This window comes from Janthinobacterium sp. GW821-FHT03A03, assembly GCF_059421435.1.
This window is the reverse complement of sequence record NZ_JBWKUZ010000016.1, coordinates 1-23,984: the sequence shown is the minus strand read 5'-3', so window position 1 is coordinate 23,984 and position 23,984 is coordinate 1. Positions and strand designations below refer to the sequence as shown.

Here is a 23,984-nt window from a genome sequence, read left to right as displayed (position 1 = left end):
GGGCATGCCATGACGATACTTTCCTATGACCGCTCGCGCCTGCATGCCATGCTGGTGGCGCTCGATCAGCAAGCCGAGCGTGACCTGCGGACGCCGGCTTTGTGGTGTCTGACTTGCATCGCCCAGCGCCCCATGCCAGCATGGTTGCCGCCGATTTCGCCCATGGCCATGCGCTCGCCGTCATCGCCATGCTGCACAGCGTGAGCCTCGGTTTACGCCATGGCAGCATGCGGCGGCAAGCCATACTCGGCGCCGCCATGCACAATGCGCGGCTCGGCCCCAAGGTCGCCGTGTGGCTAGCGCGCAATGAACTGGCGCTGGCCAGGCATCCGTCCTTGCAGGCGCGAACGGCGGCTATCGAGACGGCGCCTGCCATGCTGGCGCGCACCGCGCCGGCCACTGCCGTCAAAGGCGTGGTGGCAAACGCAAGCAAGGTCGCGCGCGACATGGAAATCCTGCGCTTCTACGCGGCCCAGGGCAACCGTGAAGCCTACTGGAACTATCTGGCCGCCGGCGGCGACCGTTATGCGCGGCTGGCGCTGGGTGTCGTGCGCAATGACACCATCAGCGGCGTCATTGCCAGCGGTTATGCACAGGTGCGGGCAGATCAGCTTGGGAGAGTGATGAGCACAACGATCTGCCGCAGCGCGTGCGGCACGATGTGATCACGGTGTTTTATGAAAAGGACTTGTATTTATACCCATCGCGCAAACGGATAGAAACGCAGGTTGTCTGCGATCCGGATTTTTTTCCCGATCCCGGTACGGAAAGAGCGAACGCGTTGAAGAAGCGCGTAAGTTGGTCATTAATCCCCGCTGCTCGCACGATATTTTCCTGCACGGCTTGAGGAATTCTCATATCGACATCGGCTACTTTCGCAGCCATCTGCATGAATGGCAAGCCATCGAGCAGGCTGTGGTCGCGTTGCCGGATTCATTGAATCAAGAGCCGCAGAAGGCCTTGTCGCTGGCGCGGCAGCGCGATGCTCGGCTTGAAAGCGGGATGGGACGATAAACGCAAAAACGCCACCCGAAGGTGGCGTTTTTGAACGTATTACGAATTCTTGGTGGCCCGGGGCGGAATCGAACCACCGACACAAGGATTTTCAATCCTCTGCTCTACCGACTGAGCTACCAGGCCAAGGTGGCGAATTATAGCAGACCAAAACGGGAATGCAAGAGCCGGCTGCGACTTTTCCCGGATTTCCTGCATGGGCATCAGCTTACTTGCCTGTGGATCAAATATGATTTGATGTAAACGGTATTTTTCTCAATAAACGATGGCGCATGGCGTGGCCATCGAAATCTGTTTGAGAGGACTGCCGCATGAGCGCCACCACCAATCACACCTCCACCTCGACCTGGATGAAGATCCTCCCATGCCGCTGCAGCGTTTCCGCTTCGGCTGCCGCACGGGGCGCGATGGCCTGATCGCGGAGCTGCACGCCATGCGTGCGGCCGGCGTGCGGCATATCGGCCTGCAGTTGCGGCAGAACCGCCGCCCGCTGACAGAGACCTTGCAGGAGATCGCGGCATATGTGCTGCCGCATTTTCACGCAGAAGGAGAGAGTCCATCCGTCTGAGCGCTTGTGTAGCGCATGATGTTGCCGGATAATCAAGCACTCAACGCCGCTCGTGAACCCGAAGTTCATGCGCGGCGCTTTTTCATGGCGGAACCGGCGGGGAGTGGCGATTGAAAGTGATACAGACGGTGAAATGGCGGCTGGCGGTCCTGTCCGTGCTCGTCCTGCACATGGCCGCCGCGCAGGCGGGCGAGGGCGATGTGCTCGCGCTGGCGCGGCTGTGGAGCGAGGCGCGCGCCACGCATCCGGCCCTGGCCGATGGCGCCATCGACTGGGACCGCGCGCTGGTCGCTGCCTTGCCGCAGCTGCAGGGCATGGATAGCGAGGCCAGCTTGCTCGGCGCCGCCCGCACGCTGATGGCGCCGTTACATGACGCTGCGTTGCGCATTGGCTTGCCAAGCCAGGAGTTCGTGCGTTGGCCGGCCGACGGTGCCGTGCTGGAATGGCTGCCCGGCGATACCGCGCTGCTGCATCTGCACCCGGGCATGCGCCTTGATACCGCGCCGTTCGTACTGCCGGCACGTGCCAGGCGGGTGATTCTGGACCTGCGCCCGATCGCTGAAGTTCCGTCCATGCCGTCGCCAGTCAGGTTGCACGCGGTGCTGGCCCAGTTGATCGGCCAGCCGCTGTTGCTGCCGGCGGGACGCTACCGCTTTTCCACGGGGCCACGGCCGCAAGATCCGCAGGACTGGGAAGGCATCGCGCCCGGTTTCATACAGATGGAAACGCAGCGCCTGTACCCGTCGGCCGGTGCGCGTGCCCTGCCCATGGTGGCGATCGTGAACGATACGCAGCCCGTGCCAGGCGCCTTGCTGGCGTTGCAGCGTGCGGGGCGCGCGCGCATCGTGGCCGAGGAAGGGGCGTGGCGCAGCCGCGCCGGCCCGCTGCAAATACAGTGGCTGGGCGTAGGCCTGCCGGTGGAGTTTTCCGCGGGCCAGCAGGTCTGGCCAGACGGCAGCGTGGCGCTCTGGCATGCTGACCGGACCTTGCCGGAGGACCGGGCCACAGGCCAGGGCAGCGCGCCCGTGAAGGCGGCGCTGGCGCTGCTGGCACGCCCGGCCCGCGCAGTGGCGCCTGTGGCGCAAGCGGCCATCTACCCCGTGCGGCAGGATGATGCCGCGTATCGCGACATGCGTTTTCCGCAGCGCGAATGGCGCATGCTGGCGGCGATCAAGCTGTGGGCAACCATGGATAAGTACTTTCCCGCCCGCCGTCTGATGGACGCTTCCTGGGACGAGGCCCTGCGGGTTTGCCTGCGGCGTATGGAGGAGGTACGGGACGCCCGAGAATATGGCCTGGCGCTGCAGGCGATGGCGGTGCATCTTGATGACAGTCATGTAGGCACGGCTAGCCGGGCGCTGGGCTGGAACGAGCGTACGCATGGTCTGGGTGTGCAGCTTGCGCGCATCGACGCACAGATCGTGGTGGCCGGCGTGACCGACCCCGCGCTGGAGCGCACTGGCATGCTGCATGCGGGAGATGAGATCATCAGTATCGATGGCGAAGACGTGGCCGTGCGCCTTGCGCGCTTGCGCACCATGACGGCCGCCTCGACGGATGCGGGGCACTGGCGCAAGGCAATGTATGAGATGTTGATCGTCCCGGCCGGAAGCGAGGTGCAACTGCTGCTCTCCGGCGGCGATGGGGCGCGGCGCACAGTGACACTGGAGCCAACGCCGCTGGGCGATGCGCTGCCCTTGCGCCATGCCTTGCCTGCCGTGCGGCTGGAGCAGGGCATCGCCTATGTCGACCTGGATCGACTGCTGCCCGAAGAAGTCGACGCCATGTTTGACACCATCGAGGATAGCCGCGCGCTGATTCTCGACATGCGCGGCTATCCGCATGCGACAGGACGCGCCATCGCCAGGCGCCTGAATGTCAATCATGCCGCCTTCTTTTCCACCTCGTACCAGCAGCTGGCAATGCCGCTGGAAGCGGGCCATGGCGCGCAACTGGCGTATGTGGATCCTCTCTTTCCGGCGCGAGGGCCGCTGTACCGGGGCAAGGTCGTCATGCTGATCAACGAGCAAACGCAAAGCGCGGCCGAACACCTGGCGTTGATGCTGGAGGCGGCCACGCCTGTCACCTTCATCGGTACGCCCAGCGCGGGGTCGAATGGCGACTTGCGCGAAGTAGTGCTTCCTGGAAATGTTCATGTCTGGTATTCGGGCCTGGAGGTGCGCCATGCGGATGGGCGCCAGCTGCAAAGAGTGGGCGTGCAGCCGCATATCCTGGCCGCGCCCTCGGTGGCCGGCTTGCGTGCCGGGCGCGATGAAGTGCTGGAACGGGCGCAGGCATTTCTACGCCAGGATCAAGAATAGTCAAAATCTTTGGCTTCCCCCCGTTTTCTCTGGCGCGCAAGCATGCTGAAACGGGGGCGGCAAACGCTATAATGACCGCATGAACAGTCCCTCTTCCCCCACCATGCGGCGCTTCATGCACAGCCACAGCGACGTTTGCATCGTCGGCAACGGCGCCATCGCGAAAACCACGGCGCTGGCGTTTGCCCAGGCAGGACAAAGCGTCACCCTGTTATCCCCGGTGAGCCCTCCGGCACCCGCGGTCAAGCCGGTCGAAGCCAGCTGGGATGTGCGCGTGTATGCGCTCAACCACACGGCGCACCAGTTGCTGTCGTCGCTGAAGGTGTGGGGCGCGCTCGAAGCCGACAGGGTGGCGCCAGTCGACGCCATGCTGGTCAACGGCGACGGCGCGCAGGCGGGCGGACTCGGTTTCGACGCCTACGGCGCCCATGTGGGCACCCTGGCGTGGATCATCGAAGACCGCAACCTGGGCCAGGCGCTGGACGCGGCCCTGAAGTTCGCGCAGAACGTCAATGTGGTGCAGGGGCGCGCCAGCCGCCTGGAATGGACGAATGACTCGGCCATCGTGCACCTCGACGGCGGCGACACCATCACCTGCGCGCTGGTGGTGGGTGCCGACGGTGCCCAGTCATGGGTGAGGGGCCAGTGCGATATCGGCCTCGATTACCGTTCGTATGGCCAGCGCGGCGTGGTCAGCAACTTCGCCTGCGAAAAACCGCACCATGGCGCGGCCCACCAATGGTTTACCGGCAGCGAAGGTATCGTCGCGCTGCTGCCGCTGCCGGGCGAGCGCGTCTCGCTGGTCTGGTCGGCGCCCGATGCGCTGGCCGATACCTTGATGAGCGAATCGGCCGACGCCCTGGCCGCGCGCCTGGCCGCGTATGGCCACGATAAACTGGGCAAGCTGACGCCTTTGCAGCCGGAACTGGTGCGCGCGTTTCCCCTGACCCTGATGCGCCCGCACGCCATGGTGGCGCCGCGCGTGGCCCTGGTGGGCGACGCCGCCCACGTGGTGCACCCGATGGCGGGCCACGGCATGAATCTGGGCTTTGCCGACGTGGCGCAGCTGGTCAAGACGATCAGCGAACGCGAAGCGCACCGCGGCATCGGCGACGAACGCGTGCTGGCCCGCTATGCGCGCGCGCGCAAGGAAGACGTGCTGCTGATGCAGCTGGCGACCGATGGCCTGGCGCGTTTGTTCGGGGCCGATCTCGAGCCGTTGCGCGTGGTTCGCAATTTGGGATTAAACTTGCTGGATAAATTACCTGCCCTGAAGCGCAAAATGATTTCGCACGCGTTGGGAAATCAGTAAATATCAGTGCATCTTAAGATATCACTGGATAATGGCAGCAGTGAAAATTCAAGGTCGCCGCAGCTGGTCTGCGGCGCTCGTTTTGTTAAAAAGATAATGGCCTGGGCTGCGTAGCCACTCTTGCCGGGCGTTTCAAGTGGAGAAGTGACAGTGATGAAAATGAGCAGAATCGCATTAGTGCTGGCCTCGGGCCTGATGATGTCGTGCGCCGGCGCGGAAACGCCGACGGAAGCGAACATCAAAAAGCTGATCGAGCCGCGCCTGGGCGACGGCGCCAAGGTCGATTCGGTCAAGGAAACGCCGTACGGCGGCCTGTATGAAGTGCGCACGGGCGGCGACATCCTGTACACGGACAAGGCCGCGCAGTATCTGTTCGTCGGCCACGTCTTCGACGCCAAGACGTCGCAAGACCTGACCAAGGTGCGCCTGGACGAGGTCAACCGCATCAAGTTTTCCGACCTGCCGCTCGATTCGGCCATGAAAACCGTCAAGGGCAACGGCAAGCGCGTGATCGCCGTGTTCGAAGATCCGAACTGCGGCTATTGCAAGCGCTTCCGCCAGAATGCGCTGAAGGAAATCGACAACGTCACCGTGTACACCTTCATGTACAACATCCTGTCGCCCGATTCCATCGTCAAGTCGCGCAATGTCTGGTGCGCCCCAGACCGCAACAAGGCCTGGGACGACTGGATGCTGAACGGTAAGGTGCCCGCCACGGTCGCCGCCAATTGCGCCAACCCGCACGAAAAAATCCTCGCGCTGGGACAGCAGTTGCGCGTCTCGGGCACGCCCGCCATCTTCTTTGCCGACGGCAGCCGCATTCCGGGCGCCATCGATACGAAGACCCTGGAACAGAAACTCTCGACCATCAAATAATCCGGGCTGTCGCCAGGAAGGCTGGACGGCGCGCCCTTGCAAGGCGCGCTTTTTTTTGCTTTTTTTTCCGCTGTCGTATGATCAGGTGTTGTTTGTAGACTCAATAACAATTCAAAGGGGGAGCAGCAGATGATTACATTGAATATCAACGGGCACGACACGCAGGTCGACGCCGATCCATCCACGCCCATCCTGTGGGCGCTGCGCGACAACCTGAACATGACCGGCACCAAGTTCGGTTGCGGCGCGGCCCTGTGCGGCGCCTGCACGGTGCACCTCGATGGCCAGCCTATCCGTTCGTGCATCACGCCGATTTCCTCGGTCGGGGCGCAAAAGATCACCACCATCGAAGCGATGGAAAACGACCAGGTGGGCAAGGCGGTGCAGGCGGCATGGGTACGCCACGACGTGCCGCAATGCGGCTACTGTCAAAGCGGCCAGGTGATGAGCGCCACGGCGCTGCTGCGCACGAACAAGGCGCCCAGCGATGCCGACATCGACGGCGCCATGAGCGGCAATATCTGCCGCTGCGGCACCTATCAACGTATCCGCGCGGCCATCAAGGACGCGGCCAAGACCCTGGCCTGAGGAGAACGACATGCGTATCGAATGGTTGAATCAGGAAGCATTGCAGCATGGCGGCGTGACCCTGGGCGCGGCGCTGGCATCGTCGGCGGAGCCGGATGCGGGCGGCGTGTCGCGGCGCGGTTTCATGAAGGCCGGCGCGGTGGCCGGCGGTGGCTTGATGCTGGGCTTTTTCCTGCCGGGCGCCGGCAAGCTGGCGCTGGCGGCCGATGGCGCTCCCGCCAAGCCCGTGTATGCGCCGAACGCCTTTTTGCACATCGCCCCCGATAACGCGGTGACGGTGCAAGTGAACCGGCTGGAGTTCGGCCAGGGCGTGCAAACGAGCTTGCCCATGCTGATCGCCGAGGAACTCGACGCCGACTGGAGCCTGGTGCACGGCGCACTGGCGCCGGCCGGCGAGCAGTACAAGGATGCCGCCTACGGCATGCAGATGACGGGTGGCTCGGGCAGCATCGCCCATTCGTTTACGCAGTACCGCGAAATCGGCGCCAAGGCGCGCGCCATGCTGGTGGGCGCCGCTGCAGCACAGTGGAAAGTCAATCCCGACCAGGTGCGCGCCGCGAAAGGCGTGCTGTATGGCCCCGGCGGGCAAAAGGCGACGTATGGCGAGTTTGCCGACGCGGCCATGCGCCAACCCGTGCCCGCCACCGTCAAGCTGAAGGAGCCGCGCGATTTTGCCATCATCGGCAAACCAGTGAAGCGGCTCGACGCGGCAGCCAAGTCCACCGGCAAGCAGCAGTTCGGCATCGACTTCAAGCCGCCTGGCGCGAAAGTGGCCATGGTGGCGCGCCCGCCCGTGTTTGGCGCGAAGGTGGCGAAATTCGACGCCAGCAAGGCGAAAGCCATCAAGGGCGTGCTGGAAGTACTGGAAGTCAAAACCGACCGTGGCGGCAGCGGCGTGGCCGTCATCGCCGACGGTTACTGGCCGGCCAAGCAGGGGCGCGATGCGCTGGTGATCGAGTGGGACAGCAGCGCCGTGGAAAAGGTCAGCAGCGACCAGCAAATGGCGGCCTTCAAGGCGCTGGCCAGGACGCCTGGCACCGTCGCCAAGCCTGCCGACATGGGCAAGCTGGCCTCGGCGCCGAAAAAGATCGAAGCCGTCTACGAGTTCCCCTACCTGGCGCACGCGCCGATGGAACCGCTCAATTGCGTCGTTGACCTGCAGGCCGACAAATGCACGATGTGGGTCGGTTCGCAATTCCAGACGGGCGACCAGGCTGCCATCGCCGCCACCTCGGGCCTGAAACCCGAGCAGGTGACCCTGCATACGATGATGGCGGGCGGCGGCTTCGGCCGGCGCGCCGTGCCCTCGTCCGACTACGTGGTCGAAGCCGTCAACGTCGCCAAGGCGTACCGGGCGGCCGGCAAGAGCGGCCCGTTAAAGCTGATGTGGAGCCGCGAGGATGACATCAAGGGCGGCTACTACCGGCCGTCGCATGTGCACCGCGCGCAGATCGGCCTCGACGCCAAGGGCAAGATCCTCGCCTGGGACCATACCATCGTGGGCCAGTCCATCATGGCCGGCACGCCGTTCGAAGCGTTCATGGTGAAAAATGGCGTCGACGGCACGATGGTAGAGGGCATGGGCGAGCCGTACACCCTGCCGATGAAGCTGTCCGTACATACGGCCAAGGCGAACGTGCCCGTGCTGTGGTGGCGCTCCGTCGGCTCGACGCATACGGCCTTCGTCATGGAAACCCTGATCGATGAAGCGGCGCACGTGGCGAAGATGGACCCCGTCGCCTACCGCAAGCAGCTGATCGACGCCAAGCATACGCGCCACCTCGCCGCGCTGGACCTGGCCGTGGCCAAGTCCGGCTATGGCAGGAAGAAGCTGCCGAAAGGGCAGGCCTGGGGCGTGGCCATGCACGAGTCGTTCAATTCCGTGGTTGCCTACGTGGTGACGGCCTCCGTGGTGGAAGGCGCGCCCAAGCTGCACCAGGTATGGGCCGGCGTGCATTGCAACCTGGCCGTCAACCCCTTGACGATCGAGGCGCAAGTGCAGGGTGCCGCGCTGATGGCGCTGGGCATGACCATTCCCGGCGCGGCCATCACGCTCAAGGATGGCGTGGTGGAGCAACAGAACTTCGGCGACTACCCGGTGCCGCGCATGCCCGACATGCCGGTGGTCGAGGTGCACCTGGTGCCCTCCGGCGATGCGCCGACGGGCATGGGCGAACCGGGCGTGCCGCCGCTGGCGCCTGCGTTTGCCAACGCGCTGTTCGCGCTGACGGGCAAGCGCCTGCGCAAGCTGCCGTTCGACCTGGCGGCCGCATGACGGCAGCGTTTTTTTGAGTACGGTCGGCATCTTGCTGGCAGCCGGAAGGGGACGCAGGTTCGACCCTTCCGGCGTACAGAACAAATTATTGCAGCCGCTGGCCGAAGGCCCGCATGCGGGCTTGCCCGTGGTGGCGGCGGCGGCAAAAAACATGCTGGCGGCCCTGCCGCGCGTGCTGGCCGTGGTGCGCGCCGACGACACGCAGGTGGCGCGCGTGCTCGGCGCGCTGGGCTGCGAGGTGCGCGTCTGCGACGACGCGGACACGGGCATGGCCGCCTCGCTTACCTGCGCCATCGATTACGTGCGCGGCGCGCCGGGCTGGCTGATCGCGCTGGGCGACATGCCTGGCGTGGCAGCAGCTACAATCGCCGCCTTGTCGCATGCCATTGCAGATGGCGCGCACATCGCCGTGCCCGTCTTCCAGGGCCGGCGCGGCAATCCCGTCGCGTTCAGTGCCTTGCACTTGCCGCTGCTGCTGGCGCTCGATGGCGATCAGGGCGCGCGCAGCATCGTCAACAGCCATGCCGTGTGCGAAGTGACAGTGGACGACAGCGGCGTCTTGCGCGATATTGATACACCTGACGATTTGTAAGGCGGGCCAGTGGCGCTCCCGGGAAGACTAGCCAGACACGAGGAAAACATGAAGAAAGTAGCGACTAAAAAAATCATCGCCAAGGCGGGAGCCAAGGCAAGCGGCAAAGCCACAAGCAAAGCCGCGGCGAAAACCGCAGTGAAAACCACATCGGCCGCCGGCATCATCTACAGCATCGCCGCAGCCGATTTGGCAGGCCACATGTTCAAAGTGACCTTGACAGTCAAGTCGCCGGCCGCCATCGGCCAGGTCTTGTCCTTGCCGGCCTGGATTCCCGGCAGCTACATGATCCGCGAATTCTCGCGCAATATCGTCAGTATCCGCGCCGAGTCCGAAGGCAAGGCCGTGGCGCTGTCCAAACTGGACAAGCATTCTTGGCAAGCCGCCCCGTGCAAGGGCCCGTTGACGGTCGAATACGACGTGTATGCCTGGGATTTGTCCGTGCGCGCCGCCCACCTGGACCAGAACCACGGTTTCTTCAACGGCACCAGCGTGTTCCTGCGCGTGCTGGGCCAGGAGACCGAGCCGCACGAAGTGCACATCGTGCAGCCGAAGGAGGCGGCCTGCAAGAGCTGGAAAGTAGCCACCACCTTGCCGGAACTGAAGGCCAAGCGCTATGGCTTCGGCAGCTACCAGGCGGCCAATTACGATGAGCTGATCGACCACCCTGTGGAAATGGGTGACTTTGCGCTGGCCACCTTCACCGCGTATGGCGTGCCGCACGATATCGTTGTCACGGGCACGGTGCCAAACCTGGACCTGGACCGCTTGTGCCGCGACCTGAAAGCCATTTGCGAAACGCAGATCGCCTTCTTCGAGCCGAAGACAAAAAAAGCGCCGATGGACCGCTATGTGTTCATGACCATGGCCGTCGGCGATGGTTATGGCGGCCTCGAACACCGCGCCTCGACCGCCTTGATCTGCGCCCGCGCCGACCTGCCGACGACGGCCTCGAACAGCACTGAAATCGGCGATGGCTACCTGAAATTCCTGGGGCTGTGCAGCCATGAGTACTTCCACACCTGGAACGTCAAGCGTATCAAGCCGGCCGCCTTTGCGCCGTACAACCTGCAAGTGGAAAACTACTCGCCGCTGCTGTGGTTGTTTGAGGGCTTCACCAGCTATTACGATGACCTGATGCTGGTGCGCGCGGGCCTGATCGACGAAGCGGCCTACTTCAAATTGCTGGGCAAGACCGTCAACAGCGTCTTGCGCGGCAGCGGCCGCACCAAGCAAAGCGTGGCCGATTCCAGTTTCGACGCCTGGGGCAAGTACTATCGCCAGGATGAAAACGCGCCGAACGCCATCGTCAGCTATTACACCAAGGGTTCGCTGATCGCGCTGGCCTTCGACCTGACCTTGCGCTCCAAGACCAACGGCGAGAAATCGCTGGACGACGTGATGCAGGCATTGTGGCAGCGCTATGGCCGCGATTTCTACAAGGGCAAAGCGCGCGGCGTGACGCCGGCCGAAGTCGAGGCCCTGTTCGATGAGGTCTCCGGCACGCGCATGAAGCCATTTTTCGAGCGCTACATCCGAGGCACCGACGACGTGCCGCTGGAGCGTCTGCTGGCCCCATTCGGCGTGAAGTACAGCGACCAGCGCAAAGCGGAAAAACCGAGCCTGGACGTGAACCTGGGCCGCGACGGCAACGACGCCAGGCTGGCGCAGGTGCATCAGGGCGGCGCCGCGCATCTGGCTGGCCTGTCGGCGGGCGACGTACTGGTGGCCGTCGATGGCTTGCGCGTGACGGGCAATCCGGCAAACCTGGACACTCTGCTGGGCCGATACCCCGTTGGGGCCAAGGTAGCGATCCACGCCTTCCGCCGCGATGAGCTGATGACGTTTACGGCCGTGCTGCAGGGTGACCGCGTGCCTGGCGTCAGCCTGGCCTTGTCGCCGACGCCAAAGAAAGCCACGGGGCCGAAGCGTCCTAGCGCGGCATAGCGTTGTTTTTCGGGCCGTAAGACTGGAAACCGGCCGTGACAGGCCGGTTTTCTATTTCAAAGTACATTTTTCACAAGTGACTCACCTGACCCGGGCGCTCGCGTTTTGGGATCCCGCCTTGCCAGCCAATACTGGCAAAGTGGCATCATATTTACCGCAAATGAACTAATTTTTCTTTAACTAAACTAAAATTGCCAAACTGCCTCTTTTAGATCGCGCCCAACGTGCAAACCCTCGATCCTCGAACGATTATGCTGATGACGACCCTGATGTGCGGGGCGATGAGCATCGTCATGTTCTCGGTATATCGCAGTTTCCGGCGCGAGGTGCATGGCCTGGGGCATTGGGCGGCCGGCTTGCTGTTGCTGGTGTGTGCGTCACTGCTGTTCGGCACCCGCGAAGTGCTGCCCCAGGCCTTGTCCCTGATCGCGGCCAATGCGGTGCTGGTGGCCGGCATTGGATTGTCGATGCTGGGCACGGAGAAATTCTACGGCCTGGCGCCCAGCCGCCGCGCTTATCTGCTGATACTCGTCCTGTCCATTGCCGGTAGTAGCTGGTGGCTGCTGGTGCACCCCGATTTCTCGGCACGCGTGGCGGTCTTTTCGCTGCTGGTCTTCCTGTTTTATGCGCGCCAGGTGCAACTGGTATGGCGTCATGGCGAACGCCATTTCTCGAGTTTTTTCTTTGGCGCGCTGATGCTGATGCAGGCCGCCGTGGTGCTGGCGCGTGGCGTGTCCGCCTTGCTGCATGGCGGCGCCAGCGTGAGCCTGACGGTGACCGGTACGCCGGCCGGCATCTATCTGGCGGTCGCCAATTTCATGGCACTGCTGCTGACGGTGGGTTTCATGACGGTGGCGACGCGGCGCCTGCAGCAGATACTGGAGCGCCGCTCGACCCACGATCCACTGACGCAGGTGTTGAACCGGCGGGGCTTTGGCGATGCCTACGCGCGCGAAATAGGCAATCTGCGCCGCCGCCGCTTGCCGCTGACACTGCTCAGCATCGACCTCGATTACTTCAAATCGATCAATGACCGCTACGGTCATGCGGTGGGCGACCGGGTGCTGGCGCATGTGGCCACCATCATTGGCGGCGCCCTGCGCGAATCGGATTGCGTGGCGCGTTTCGGCGGCGAGGAATTCGTCGTGCTGATGCCGGACATGCCGGCGCATAATGCACTGGGCGTGGCTGAACGCATCCGCACCTTGCTGCGCGAGCCCAGTCATGCGGGGCTGCCATCGTGTACGGTCAGCATCGGCGTCGCTTGTCAGGCATCGGTACTGGAAGGGCTGGAGCAGCTGCTGTCGCGCGCCGATGCAGCTCTGTACCTGGCCAAAGAGCGGGGACGCGACCGTATCGAATTCGATGCCAGCGGCTTTACTGCGGACCGGACAATGTCCGCAGCTGGAAGCGGTACTGGTCGTTGAACAGGAAGGTTTCGGAAAAATCGAAAGTTTTGGCGTGGCTGCGCATCAGGTGTGCCGCCGGCGGAAAGAGGACCTGCACGCGCCGCACGGCGGCCAGTGCCGCGGCTGATGCTTCGCTGTCGCGCGAACGGTGCACGCGCACGCTTTTCAGCTCGCCGTCGGGACCCACGCTCAGGTCAAGCACCACGATGGCCGGCAGCATGGGCGGCAGGCGCCCATTGAACGTGTATTCTGCGTTGGCGGCCATGATCTGCTGCGCTACCAGGGATTTGTAGTCATCGATGCTGGCGGCGAGCTGTATCGCGGCCGGCGTGCCAGGGGGCGTGCGCTCCACTGGCGAGGGCGCGCGGCTCACGGGCGGTGGCGCATTCTGGCAGGCTGCCAGCAGGCCGGCGGCGGCAACGATGATAATTGCGTGTCTCATGGCTGCCAGCCTACCATGATTTAGCTGAACAGGCGTTCCAGCTCCACGCCTGGATCTGGCGCACGCATGAATGCTTCACCCACCAGGAAGCCGTGCACGTCAGCGTCGCGCATGCGCTTGACGTGCGCCGTATTGAGGATGCCCGATTCCGTGATGATCAATTTGTCTTGCGGGATGCGCGGCAGCAGGCCGATGGTGGTGTCGAGCGAGGTGTCGAAGGTGCGCAGATTGCGGTTATTGATACCGATCAGCGCGCTCTTGAGTTTCAAGGCCGCGTCGAGTTCTGCGCCGTCGTGGCTTTCGATCAGCACTCCCATGCCCAGTTCGTGGGCGCACTCCTCCATCTCGGCCATCAAGCCATGGTCGAGCGCAGCGACGATCAGGAGGATGCAGTCGGCGCCCATGGCACGCGCTTCATAGATCTGGTACATGTCGACCATGAAGTCCTTGCGCAGCACGGGGATGGCGCAGGCGGCGCGCGCCTGCTGCAGGTATTCCACGCACCCCTGGAAAAACTGTTCGTCCGTCAGCACGGACAGGCAAGCCGCGCCATGCGCCGCATAGCTGGCGGCGATGTCGGCGGGGCGGAAGTCGGCGCGGATCACGCCTTTCGATGGCGACGCTTTTTTTACTTCGGCGATGATGCCGGGTTTGCCGGCGGCGATGTGCTGGCGCAGGCTTGCTTCAAAGCCGCGCAAGTCGGCGCGCAGGGCGCTGTCACCCTCCACGTCGCTGCGCAGGCTGGCCAGGCTGCGGTGGGCTTTCGCTCTGGCCACTTCTTCGGCTTTCACGGCGAGGATTTTATCGAGTATGTCGGACATGATGGTCGCTGTTCTATAGAGAAGGGGAGATTACGCTTGCGCCGGGGTGCCCAGCTGCTGCGTCACCTGTACGAATTGGTCGAGTTTCGCCAGCGCGGCGCCCGAGCTGACGGCGGCGCGCGCGCGCGCCAGGCCATCCTCGATCGAGCTGGCCACGCCGGCCGCGTACAGCGCCGTGCCCGCATTCAGGGCGACGATGTCGGCGGCGGCGCCGGGTTCGCCGCGCAGCGCTTCCATCATCTTCGCTTTCGATTCGACGGAGTCGGCCACCTTCAGGTTGCGGCTGGCGATCATCGACATGCCGAAATCTTCGGGATGGATTTCATATTCGCGGATTTCGCCGTTGATCAATTCACCGACCATGGTGGCCGCGCCCAGCGAGACTTCATCCATATTGTCGCGGCCATACACGACGATGGCATGCTGCGCGCCCAGGCGTTGCAGCACGCGCACCTGGATGCCGACCAGGTCGGCGTGGAATACGCCCATCAGAATGTTCGGCGCGCCGGCCGGATTGGTCAGCGGGCCGAGGATATTGAAGATCGTGCGCACGCCGAGTTCCTTGCGCACGGGCGCCGCATGTTTCATGGCCGCGTGGTGGTTGGGCGCGTACATGAAGCCGATGCCCGTTTGCGCGATCGACTGGGCGATCTGCTCGGGCTGCAGGTTGATGTTGACGCCCAGCGAGTCGAGCACGTCGGCGCTGCCGGACGAAGACGAGACGCTGCGCCCGCCGTGCTTGGCCACGCGCGCGCCCGCTGCCGCCGCCACGAACATCGAGGCGGTGGAAATATTGAAAGTGTGCGCGCCGTCGCCGCCCGTGCCGACGATGTCGAGCAGGTTGGTGGTGTCGGCCATGGGCACCTTGATGGAAAACTCGCGCATCACTTGCGCGGCGGCGGCGATTTCGCCGATGGTTTCCTTTTTCACGCGCAAGCCCATGGTGAGGGCTGCGATCATGGTGGGCGACATTTCGCCGGACATGATCTGGCGGAACAGGTACAGCATTTCGTCGTGAAAGATTTCGCGGTGTTCGATGCAGCGCAGCAGGGCTTCTTGTGGGGTGATCGGCATGATGCTTCCTTCTTCAATGATGGCGCAGGAGGACACTGACGGCACGCCGTGGCGTGCGCATGGGATCAGCGCTCGAGGAAATTCTTCAGCAGCGCGTGGCCGTGTTCCGAGAGGATCGATTCGGGGTGGAACTGCACCCCCTCGATATCGTATTCCCGGTGGCGCACGCCCATGATTTCGCCGTCGTCCGTCCACGCCGTCACTTCCAGACAGGAAGGCAGCGAGGCGCGTTCGATCGCCAAAGAGTGGTAGCGGATCACTGTGAAGGGGCTGGGGATGTCCTTGAAGACGCCCACGCCCGTATGCGCGATGAGGGAAGTTTTGCCATGCATGACCTGCTTGGCGCGGATGACCTTGCCGCCAAACGCATCGCCGATGGCCTGGTGGCCCAGGCATACGCCCAGTATCGGCTTCTTGCCGGCGAAGTGTTTCAGTACTTCCACCGAAATGCCCGCCTGTGCCGGCGCTTTCGGACCGGGCGAGATGCAGATGCGGTCAGGGTTCAGCGCCTCGATCTGTTCGATCGTGATCTCATCGTTGCGGTAGACCCGCACGTCTTCGCCCAACTCGCCGAAATACTGCACGATGTTGTAGGTGAAGGAGTCGTAGTTGTCGATCATTAGCAGCATCTTAAAACCCTCCATCCAGGCCATCTTGCACTTGTTCGGCGGCGCGCAGCACGGCGCGCGCCTTGTTTTCCGTTTCCTGCCATTCCATTTCGGGGATGGAGTCGGCCACGATGCCGGCCGCGGCCTGCACGTACAGCATGCCGTCCTTGACCACGCCCGTACGGATGGCGATCGCCACATCCATTTCGCCGCCAAACGACAGGTAGCCGCAGGCGCCGCCGTAGATGCCGCGCTTGGTGATTTCCAGTTCGTCGATCACTTCCATGGCGCGCACTTTCGGCGCGCCCGTCAGGGTACCGGCGGGGAAGGTCGCGCGCAGCACGTCCAGGTTCGACAGGCCGTCCTTCAAGGTGCCTTCCACGTTCGAGACGATGTGCTGCACATGCGAATACTTTTCGATGACCATGCGGTCGGTGACTTGCACGCTGCCCGTTTCCGCGATACGGCCGATGTCATTGCGGGCCAGGTCGATCAGCATCACGTGCTCGGCGATCTCTTTCGGGTCGGCCAGCAGTTCGGCCGACAGCTCGGCGTCGCGCTCTGGCGTGGCGCCGCGCGGACGCGTGCCGGCGATCGGACGCAAGGTGACTTTCTTGCCGCCATCGGCCGTCGTTTCGTTGCGCACCAAAATCTCGGGCGAGGCGCCGATGATCTGCATGTCGCCGAAATTATAGAAGTACATATACGGCGATGGATTGAGCGAACGCAAGGCGCGGTACAGGGTCAGCGGCGAATCGACATACGGTTTGCGGATGCGCTGGCCGATCTGCACCTGCATCAGGTCGCCCGCCATCACGTATTCGTGGGCCTTGGCGACCGCTTTCAGGTAGTCTTCCTTGGAAAAATCGCGGATGGTTTCCGTGCGCACGGAAGCGCTGGTGACGGGCGCATCGACACCGCGGCGCAGCATCATGCGCAAGTCCTTCAGGCGCTGCTGCGCTTTCGAAAACGATTCGGGCTGCGCCGTGTCGGCGTAGACGATCAGGTACAGCTTGCCGGACAGGTTGTCGATGACGGCCAGTTCTTCCGTCACCATCAGCTGGATGTCGGGCAGGTTCAAGTCATCCTTCGGCGCGCCGCCGGCCAGCTTTTTCTCGATGTGGCGCACGGTGTCGTAGCCGAAGTAGCCGGCCAGGCCGCCGCAGAAGCGTGGCATGCCGGGGCGCAGGGCGACCTTGAAGCGCGACTGGAACTGTTCGATGAAGTCGAGCGGATTGCCTTCGTGCTCTTCGATCACGCTGCCGTTCTTGACGATTTCGGTGCGTTTGCCGTAGCTGCGCAACACGGTCGTGGCGGGCAAGCCGATGAAGGAGTAGCGGCCGAAGCGTTCGCCGCCGACGACGGATTCGAGCAGGAAGGTGTTCTTGCCGCCGTGTTGAGCCTGCGCCAGTTTCAGGTACAGGGTGAGCGGGGTTTCCAGGTCGGCGAACGCTTCCGCGATCAGGGGGATGCGGTTGTAGCCTTGCTGGGCCAGCGATTTGAATTCGAGTTCGGTCATGTGTCTCTCCATGCCGCCAGGGTGCGAGTGTGCATAGTGCACAAACCCTGCGGTGGGTTATCAAAAAACTTGCCGGTACATGGAACTTGCGCAAGAGGCGCAAAGGACGCGTGTGCAGCCGGCAGCAATCGTAACGGCTCGGCCCTTAGGCCTGCCAGGATTGCCAGCGTCGCCAAAGCCAGGCCTCAATCGAGCCGGTTTGGGTGACATTGTGTTTTTTGATGAGAAACGTGTTCACGATATGGTGTTGGGTTTGGTCAGTATGCCGGTTAATTTTGCATGCTAATAAAACGTGCTGCTTCGAGCAGTGTCTTTACTATACCATCGGAATCGGTATCGTGTATAGAGTGTCCGTGATTGTAGCCATATGGTACCGTCAATACGGGGCAAGCCGCAGCCCTGGCCGCTTGCGCGTCATTCGATGAGTCGCCGATGGCCACCACTCTGGCGGGGGGCAGGTCGAAGTCCGCGCACACTTGCAGCAGCGGCATGGGGTGCGGTTTTTTCTTCGGCAGCGAATCGCCGCCGTAGACGATCTCGAAATAGCCATCGAGTTTTTTCTGCTGCAGCAGGGGCAGGGCGAAGGCGATCGGCTTGTTGGTGACGCAGGCCAGGCGCAAGCCCGCCGCCTGCATCGCCGCCAGCCCCGCTTCCACGTCCGGGTACAGGGTGCTGAACTGGCCATTGACGGCCAGGTAATGGCGCTGGTAAGCCTCCATTGCCGCGTCAAAACGCTGTTCCACGCCGGCCGCGTCGAAGTCGAGCGCCAGCACGGTGCGGATCAGGTTTTCCGAGCCCTTGCCCACCATCAGCTTGATGGCATCGGCGCTGATGGGCGCCAGGTCGAACTCGGCGCGCATGCCGTTGATGGCGACATGAAAATCGGGCACGGTGTCGAGCATCGTGCCATCGAGGTCGATGATGGCGGCGCGCACGCCGGCCAGTACGTGGTCTTTCACCGTGCCCGCCTGCATCAGGCGCCCGCTACTTTGGCCAATTCTGCGCGCATGGCGTCGATGACGGCCTTGTAGTCCGGCTTGCCGAAGATGGCCGAGCCGGCGACAAAGGTGTCGGCGCCGGCAGCGGCGGCGGCGGCGATGTTGTCGATCTTGATGCCGCCGTCGACTTCCAGCATGATGTCACGGCCCGATTCGTCGATCATGCGGCGCGCTTCGGCGATTTTCTTCAGCGCCTGCGGAATGAAGGACTGGCCGCCAAAGCCTGGGTTGACCGACATGATCAGGATGATGTCGATCTTGTCCATCACGTGTTCCAGGTAGTGCAGCGGCGTGCCCGGGTTGAATACCAGGCCCGATTTGCAGCCATTGTCGCGGATCAGTTGCAAGGAACGGTCGACGTGATCGGACGCTTCCGGGTGGAAGGTGATGATGTTCGCGCCAGCCTTGGCGAAATCCGGGATAATGCGATCGACGGGCTTGACCATCAGATGCACATCGATGGGCACTTGCACGTGCGGGCGGATCGCTTCGCACACCAGCGGTCCGATGGTCAGGTTCGGCACATAATGGTTGTCCATCACGTCGAAGTGGATGATGTCGGCGCCGGCGGTAACGACGTTGCGCACTTCATCGCCCAGGCGGGCAAAGTCGGCTGACAGGATGCTGGGAGCGATACGGAATGTTGTCATGGTGGCTAAAGGCTCAGAGTAGAAAATGCGAAGATGCGCTATTTTACGCTTGACGCCGTTACCATGCTTTATTGAAACACAGAATATGCGCCGCGCAGTGGCCGCTGAGCCACGCGCGACATTCATGATTACTGAAGGGATGACGATGTCGACTTATGAATTTACGGTAACGGTCAAGACGCAGTACTTGCCCGAGCAATCGGCACCCGAGCAGGGCCGCCATGTATTCAGCTACACGATTCGCGTGGTTAACAGCGGCACCGTCGGCGCGCAACTGATTTCGCGTCACTGGGTCATCACGGACGCCAATAACAAGGTGGAAGAGGTGCGCGGCTTGGGCGCGGTCGGTCACCAGCCGCTGCTGCAGCCGGGCGAACAGTTTGAATATACGAGCGGCACCATGCTGGCCACGCCGCAAGGCTCGATGCGGGGCGAATACTTCTGCGTGGCCGAGGATGGTCACCAGTTCGAAGCGCTTATCCCGGAATTCGTGCTGTCACTGCCGCGTACCCTGCATTAAGAAGCGTCAGGCTTGCGGGCCATCGTCTATCATTTCAGCTTTTCCGCGGCATCTTTTTCGTCGCTTACTTGTTTCCGTGCCGGTGGCGCGGGCTTCTTGCCCGAATACATGGTCCACCAGACGATAAATACCAGCAAGAAGAAGGCCACCAGCGCTTCAATCATCAAGATCCACATACGCATCCCTATGTTATTTACACGCAGCTTATTCACGCGCCGCTTATTTACACGCGGTAGTCTACTCGTTTCAATCGGCGCCGTCGCGCTTGTTCTTTCCGCCTGTACCACGCCGCCTGCGCCGCCCGCTGCCAGCGGCAAGGCGCCGCCCATCGCGCCGACCGTCGTCAAGCCTGTGCCGGCCAAACCCGCCGATGCCAAGGATGCCACGGATGTGGCGGCGCCCATCTTCGTGCCTGCCAAGTTTGCCGCCTTGCCCGGCTGGGCGCGCGACGACATGCGCGCCGCCTGGCCAGCCTTCATGGCCTCGTGCGGCGTGCTGGTGAAACGCCCTGACTGGAAGGAGTCATGCACGATCGCGCGCCAGGTGAATGCGGACAGCGACAAGGCCATCCGTCTGTTTTTTGAAACCTTCTTTGTGCCAAATCAAGTGCTGGCCGCCGACGGCGCCAGCACCGGCCTCGTCACCGGATATTATGAACCGCTGCTGCACGGCGCGCGCAAGCGCGGTGGCCCATACCAGACACCGCTGTACAAGGTGCCTGACGACTTGGTCTCGGTGGACTTGTCCGGCGTGTATCCGGAACTGAAAAACATGCGCTTGCGGGGCAAACTGGTCGGCAAGAAGGTGATACCGTACGCAACCCGCGCCGACATCGAGCGCGCCACCGCCGTCACGGGCAAGGAATTGCTGTGGGTGGATGACGAAGTCGAGGCGTTCTTCCTGCAAGTGCAGGGTTCCGGGCGCGTGCAGCTGACCGATACGCAGGAAACCGTGCGCGTGGCGTATGCGGATCAAAACGGCCATCCGTACAAATCCATCGGCCGCTATCTGGTCGACAAGGGCGAGCTGACCCTGAGCCAGGCGTCCGCGCAGGGCATCAAGGCGTGGATTGCCGGCCATCCCACGCGCAAGGATGAATTGTTCAACGCCAACCCGAGCTATGTGTTCTTCAAGGAAGAGCGCCTGCCCGATCCGAAAGTGGGGCCGAAGGGCGCACTGGGCGTGCCGCTGACGCCGCAGCGCTCGGTGGCCATCGATTCGCGCTTCCTGCCGCTCGGTGCGCCCGTATTCCTGTCCACCACGCAAGCCAATAGCGAGATTCCCATGCAGCGCCTGGTGATGGCGCAGGATACAGGCGGCGCCATTCGCGGCCCTATCCGTGTCGATTACTTCTTTGGTTTTGGCGCGGAAGCGGCCGAGAATGCGGGCCGCATGAAACAGAGCGGCGCCGTGTGGGTGTTGTTGCCGAAGCAGGCGCCGGCGCGCTGAGTTTTTCGCGGCGCCGGGCTGGGATTGCGCTAACGCAAGGTTAGCGCAGGACCATCACTGGAAGATGGGTATGCGCCAGCACTTTTTGCGTTTCGCTGCCCACGAACAGCTTGTTCAAGCCTTTGCGGCCATGCGAGGCCATCAGGATAATGTCGCAATGGTAAGTCTGTGCCGCGTTGACGATTTCTTCGTGCGGGCTGGGCGAGACGGCCACCACGCCTTCGAAGGGCACGCCGACGGCGCGGGCCGTCTCGCCGATCTTGTCGATGGCGCGCTGCGAGGCTTCCTGCATCTGTTGTTCGTACAGGCTGGCGTCGAGCACGATGCCGCCGTCCGCCATCGGCGAAAACGGGAAGGGCTGCACCACGCTGATGGCGACCAGCTTGGCCTTGTTCAGTTGGGCGAAGGCGAGGGCGGTCTCGGCGGCTTTGTCGGACAACGGCGAACCGTCGGTGGGAAATAAGATGGTGTTAAACATGGCGTACTCCTCAAGTGATGTAAGACAGCTTATGGAGTTACATCAATTAAAACCTTGATGTAAATCAAACCTACCGGGCTTTGGCAGAAATAGTGTCGCCAAAGCAATCTTTCGCCAGTGTATGCCTGTTCCCCGCCTCAGGTGCGCACGCTACGCAGCGCCGTGCTCCACACCATGGCGACCGTCAACGCAATGCTGCCGGCCGCGATGCAGGCCAGGCCATTGCGCACGCCAAAGTGTTCCGCTACCCAGCCGGCGGCCAGCGCGCCCAGCGGCGCCGTCGCCACCGTCAGGAAGCGCATGGTCGACGTCATCCTGCCCAGCATGGCATCGGGTGTGACTTTCTGGCGCAAGCCCAGGTAGGGAATAAAGAACAGCATCACGCCGCAATCGAAAAAGAACATCAATATGGCATAGGCCACGGCGCTGGCGGCCGCGCTGCCGAACAAGGCGGCGGGGATGGTGGGCGTCAGGGCAAAGCAGAGCGAGGTCGAAGCCAGGCCGATCAGGATGGTGCGGCCGGCGCCATAGCGTTTCGTCAATGGCTTGACGATGAAGGCGCTCAGCAGCACGCCGGCGCCGCCCAGCATCTGCGTCATGCCCAGCACGCCCGGACTCATGCCCAGGTCGCGCGTGGCGAACAGCACCGTCAAGGCCATGCTGGCGTAAAACAGGAAGTGCCAGATTCCGGCGCCCCATGCCAATGCGCGCAGCAGCGGCTCGCGCCACACGAACAGCAAGCCGTCGGCAATGTCGCGCAGGGCGTGCTTGTCGGACGGCGCAGGCCGCGGGTCGCGCACGCTCATGGCGCGCAAATTGAAGACGGAAATTAAGTATCCGCAGGCCGTGCACAGGATGGCGACGGGAGCCGACAGCATTTGCACGAGCACGCCGGCCAGGCCTGGGCCGATCAGGCGCGAAGCCGATTCGGTGGCGGCAAATTTCGACTGCGCATCGATCAAGCCATCGCGCCCCACGAGGAAGGTCAGAAACACCTGTTCGGCGCCGCCACCGACGACGAAGCCTGTGCCGATGACGAATCCCACTATATATAACCAGGGCATCGACAGCACGCCGCACCAGTAGGCCACGGCCACGCTGGCCAGGGCCAGGCCCGACATGCTTTCGCTGAACAGCATGATAGGGAGCTTGCTGCGCCGGTCCAGCAGCACGCCGACGGGCAAGCCGAACAGGGCGAACGGCAGCGCCTGCAGAGCGACCAGCAGGCCCATCTGTTCCGGCGTCGCATGCAGCAGCAGTACCGCGCACAGGGGCAGGGCCAGCGAAGTGATCTGGGCGCCGAAGCAATTGAGGCCATTGCTGAACCACAGGCGGCGAAAATTGACGCTGGCGGCGCTGCCGTCGCCGCGCAGGTAATCGGCGCAGTACTGGAAGATGGAGGAGAAAATATCTTGCTCGATATGAAAATGATCAGGCTCACAATAATAGCAGTGCACCTGCCGCGCCGCTGCCGTTAGCCGCTACAATCGTTGCACCGTTCATCGAGAGGAGACACTATGCAATACGAAGACCTGATCATCGACATCCAGGATAAAGTGGCACTGATACGCCTGAACCGCCCCAAGGCCCTGAACGCCTTGAACGACAACATGATGAATGAGCTGGGCCACGCCTTACTCAAATTCGATGCCGACGAGAATATCGGCTGCATCGTGCTCACGGGCAGTGAAAAAGCATTTGCCGCCGGCGCCGATATCGCCGCCATGGCCGATTACACCTACCCGGACACCTTTACCCAGGGTTACATCAGCCGCAATTGGGAGCATATCTTGCGCGTGCGCAAACCGGTGGTGGGCGCGGTGGCTGGCTATGCGCTCGGTGGCGGTTGTGAACTGGCCATGATGTGCGATTTCCTGATCGCCGCCGACAGCGCCAAATTCGGCCAGCCGGAAATCAAGGTCGGCGTCACGCCGGGCGCGGGCGGCACGCAGCGTTTGCCGCGCGCCATCGGCAAGGCCAAGGCCATGGATTTGCTGCTGACGGCGCGCACCATCGACGCCGCCGAGGCTGAGCGCATCGGCCTGGTGTCGCGCGTCGTGCCGGCCGATAAGCTGCTGGAAGAAGCCCTGGCCGCCGCCAAGACCATCGCCGCCATGCCGACCTCGGTAGCCATGATGATCAAGGATTGCGTCAACCGCGCGTTTGAAACGACCTTGACCGATGGTGTCGCCTACGAGCGCCGCTTGTTCCAGGCCGCCTTCGGTACGCCTGCACAAAAAGAAGGCATGCACGCTTTCCTGGAAAAGCGCTTGCCAAACTTCGACGGTCTTTGATATGATTCGCCTCCCCGATGAGACGCACTAGTTTGCGGCACAAAAGGGACAGCCTTCAGGGGCTGGGTAGTAAAAAAGAAGGTTGACGAAATGGCCGAAACGCTTCATACTCTTCCTTCTTCGCAGCTGACAAACACAACGCTTTGTCGAAGGCGCGAAAGCAGTACCGAATACAGTTCTTTAACAATTAACAGTCGATAAGTGTGGACATTTGATGTAAGTGCAGCAG

Annotated in this window: 24 protein-coding genes and 1 tRNA gene; 14 read left to right on the top strand and 11 right to left on the bottom strand. The window is 62.7% G+C overall.

The genetic code is table 11. The annotated features are described in order from the left end of the window. Positions 1 to 113 precede the first annotated feature (113 nt). Together AC07VI_RS22465 and AC07VI_RS22460 are read left to right on the top strand one after the other, a co-directional pair. Entirely contained in the window at positions 114 to 665 is a 552-nt protein-coding gene (locus tag AC07VI_RS22465; RefSeq protein WP_492992397.1) for a DUF6861 domain-containing protein, read from the top strand. 133 nt (positions 666 to 798) lie between these two features. After that, positions 799 to 1,014: a hypothetical protein gene (locus AC07VI_RS22460; RefSeq protein WP_086145589.1), complete on the top strand. Its 216-nt coding sequence runs from the start codon at positions 799 to 801 to the stop codon at positions 1,012 to 1,014. A gap of 50 nt (positions 1,015 to 1,064) precedes the next feature. Here AC07VI_RS22460 and AC07VI_RS22455 read toward each other — a convergent pair. After that, positions 1,065 to 1,140 (bottom strand) — tRNA-Phe (locus AC07VI_RS22455). Between the two features lie 151 nt (positions 1,141 to 1,291). On the opposite strand from AC07VI_RS22455, the gene AC07VI_RS22450 reads away from it, so the two are divergent. From AC07VI_RS22450 to AC07VI_RS22410, 9 genes are all read left to right on the top strand, one after another. Then, entirely contained in the window at positions 1,292 to 1,582 is a 291-nt protein-coding gene (locus AC07VI_RS22450; protein ID WP_492992399.1) for a hypothetical protein, read from the top strand. Positions 1,583 to 1,698: 116 nt separating this feature from the next. Further along, positions 1,699 to 3,903: a S41 family peptidase gene (locus AC07VI_RS22445; protein ID WP_492996249.1), complete on the top strand. Its 2,205-nt coding sequence runs from the start codon at positions 1,699 to 1,701 to the stop codon at positions 3,901 to 3,903. Positions 3,904 to 3,982: 79 nt separating this feature from the next. After that, on the top strand, positions 3,983 to 5,215 hold the full coding sequence (locus AC07VI_RS22440; RefSeq protein WP_492992401.1) for an FAD-dependent monooxygenase: 1,233 nt from the start codon (positions 3,983 to 3,985) through the stop codon (positions 5,213 to 5,215). Between the two features lie 153 nt (positions 5,216 to 5,368). Beyond that, positions 5,369 to 6,091: a DsbC family protein gene (locus AC07VI_RS22435; protein WP_086145593.1), complete on the top strand. Its 723-nt coding sequence runs from the start codon at positions 5,369 to 5,371 to the stop codon at positions 6,089 to 6,091. A 129-nt stretch (positions 6,092 to 6,220) separates the two neighbouring features. Continuing rightward, the gene (locus AC07VI_RS22430; RefSeq protein ID WP_086145594.1) at positions 6,221 to 6,679 is read left to right on the top strand and encodes a (2Fe-2S)-binding protein; all 459 of its coding nucleotides are present in this window, start codon (positions 6,221 to 6,223) and stop codon (positions 6,677 to 6,679) included. A 10-nt stretch (positions 6,680 to 6,689) separates the two neighbouring features. Next, positions 6,690 to 8,954 (top strand): xanthine dehydrogenase family protein molybdopterin-binding subunit, encoded by a 2,265-nt coding sequence (locus AC07VI_RS22425; protein ID WP_086145595.1) that lies wholly within the window; start codon positions 6,690 to 6,692, stop codon positions 8,952 to 8,954. 13 nt (positions 8,955 to 8,967) lie between these two features. Beyond that, positions 8,968 to 9,546, top strand: a complete 579-nt coding sequence (locus AC07VI_RS22420) for a nucleotidyltransferase family protein (protein WP_099375221.1) — start codon at positions 8,968 to 8,970, stop codon at positions 9,544 to 9,546. A gap of 138 nt (positions 9,547 to 9,684) precedes the next feature. After that, positions 9,685 to 11,493: a M61 family metallopeptidase gene (locus tag AC07VI_RS22415; protein WP_492992405.1), complete on the top strand. Its 1,809-nt coding sequence runs from the start codon at positions 9,685 to 9,687 to the stop codon at positions 11,491 to 11,493. A 251-nt stretch (positions 11,494 to 11,744) separates the two neighbouring features. Further along, positions 11,745 to 12,920, top strand: coding sequence for a GGDEF domain-containing protein (locus AC07VI_RS22410; RefSeq protein WP_086145597.1), 1,176 nt, complete (start codon positions 11,745 to 11,747; stop codon positions 12,918 to 12,920). Here AC07VI_RS22410 and AC07VI_RS22405 read toward each other — a convergent pair. From AC07VI_RS22405 to rpe, 7 genes are all read right to left on the bottom strand, one after another. Next, positions 12,871 to 13,344 (bottom strand): hypothetical protein, encoded by a 474-nt coding sequence (locus AC07VI_RS22405; protein WP_086145598.1) that lies wholly within the window; start codon positions 13,342 to 13,344, stop codon positions 12,871 to 12,873. The two genes, AC07VI_RS22410 and AC07VI_RS22405, sit on opposite strands and share 50 nt — an antisense overlap. Positions 13,345 to 13,364: 20 nt before the next feature. Next, the gene (trpC, locus tag AC07VI_RS22400) at positions 13,365 to 14,165 is read right to left on the bottom strand and encodes an indole-3-glycerol phosphate synthase TrpC (protein WP_492992408.1); all 801 of its coding nucleotides are present in this window, start codon (positions 14,163 to 14,165) and stop codon (positions 13,365 to 13,367) included. Between the two features lie 30 nt (positions 14,166 to 14,195). Next, complete coding sequence (trpD, locus tag AC07VI_RS22395) at positions 14,196 to 15,239, bottom strand: anthranilate phosphoribosyltransferase (RefSeq protein WP_492992410.1); 1,044 nt, start codon at positions 15,237 to 15,239, stop codon at positions 14,196 to 14,198. Positions 15,240 to 15,304: 65 nt separating this feature from the next. Then, a complete protein-coding gene (locus AC07VI_RS22390) occupies positions 15,305 to 15,868 on the bottom strand; it encodes an aminodeoxychorismate/anthranilate synthase component II (RefSeq protein ID WP_086145601.1) in 564 nt (187 codons plus the stop codon). Position 15,869: 1 nt separating this feature from the next. Beyond that, positions 15,870 to 17,366 (bottom strand): anthranilate synthase component I, encoded by a 1,497-nt coding sequence (trpE, locus tag AC07VI_RS22385; protein ID WP_086145602.1) that lies wholly within the window; start codon positions 17,364 to 17,366, stop codon positions 15,870 to 15,872. Between the two features lie 269 nt (positions 17,367 to 17,635). Then, positions 17,636 to 18,340, bottom strand: coding sequence for a phosphoglycolate phosphatase (locus tag AC07VI_RS22380; protein ID WP_086145603.1), 705 nt, complete (start codon positions 18,338 to 18,340; stop codon positions 17,636 to 17,638). After that, positions 18,340 to 19,014: a ribulose-phosphate 3-epimerase gene (gene rpe, locus AC07VI_RS22375; protein WP_492992411.1), complete on the bottom strand. Its 675-nt coding sequence runs from the start codon at positions 19,012 to 19,014 to the stop codon at positions 18,340 to 18,342. The genes AC07VI_RS22380 and rpe overlap by 1 nt, the downstream gene beginning before the upstream one ends. A 145-nt stretch (positions 19,015 to 19,159) precedes the next feature. On the opposite strand from rpe, the gene apaG reads away from it, so the two are divergent. Continuing rightward, a complete protein-coding gene (apaG, locus tag AC07VI_RS22370) occupies positions 19,160 to 19,534 on the top strand; it encodes a Co2+/Mg2+ efflux facilitator ApaG/CorD (protein ID WP_086145620.1) in 375 nt (124 codons plus the stop codon). A gap of 29 nt (positions 19,535 to 19,563) precedes the next feature. Here apaG and AC07VI_RS22365 read toward each other — a convergent pair whose 3' ends face one another. Continuing rightward, positions 19,564 to 19,881, bottom strand: coding sequence for a hypothetical protein (locus tag AC07VI_RS22365; RefSeq protein ID WP_172404731.1), 318 nt, complete (start codon positions 19,879 to 19,881; stop codon positions 19,564 to 19,566). Between the two features lie 4 nt (positions 19,882 to 19,885). Here AC07VI_RS22365 and mltA point away from each other — a divergent pair, with 4 nt between their 5' ends. Beyond that, positions 19,886 to 20,983 carry a murein transglycosylase A gene (gene mltA, locus AC07VI_RS22360; RefSeq protein WP_492992412.1) on the top strand — a complete coding sequence of 366 codons (1,098 nt, stop codon included), beginning with the start codon at positions 19,886 to 19,888 and terminating at the stop codon, positions 20,981 to 20,983. A gap of 40 nt (positions 20,984 to 21,023) precedes the next feature. Here the strand turns inward: mltA and AC07VI_RS22355 are convergent, their stop codons facing one another. Continuing rightward, on the bottom strand, positions 21,024 to 21,461 hold the full coding sequence (locus AC07VI_RS22355; protein WP_086145605.1) for a universal stress protein: 438 nt from the start codon (positions 21,459 to 21,461) through the stop codon (positions 21,024 to 21,026). Positions 21,462 to 21,598: 137 nt separating this feature from the next. Beyond that, positions 21,599 to 22,918 (bottom strand): MFS transporter, encoded by a 1,320-nt coding sequence (locus tag AC07VI_RS22350; protein WP_253251925.1) that lies wholly within the window; start codon positions 22,916 to 22,918, stop codon positions 21,599 to 21,601. Between the two features lie 60 nt (positions 22,919 to 22,978). On the opposite strand from AC07VI_RS22350, the gene AC07VI_RS22345 reads away from it, so the two are divergent. After that, on the top strand, positions 22,979 to 23,755 hold the full coding sequence (locus AC07VI_RS22345) for an enoyl-CoA hydratase (protein ID WP_086145606.1): 777 nt from the start codon (positions 22,979 to 22,981) through the stop codon (positions 23,753 to 23,755). The last annotated feature ends 229 nt before the right edge of the window (positions 23,756 to 23,984 follow it).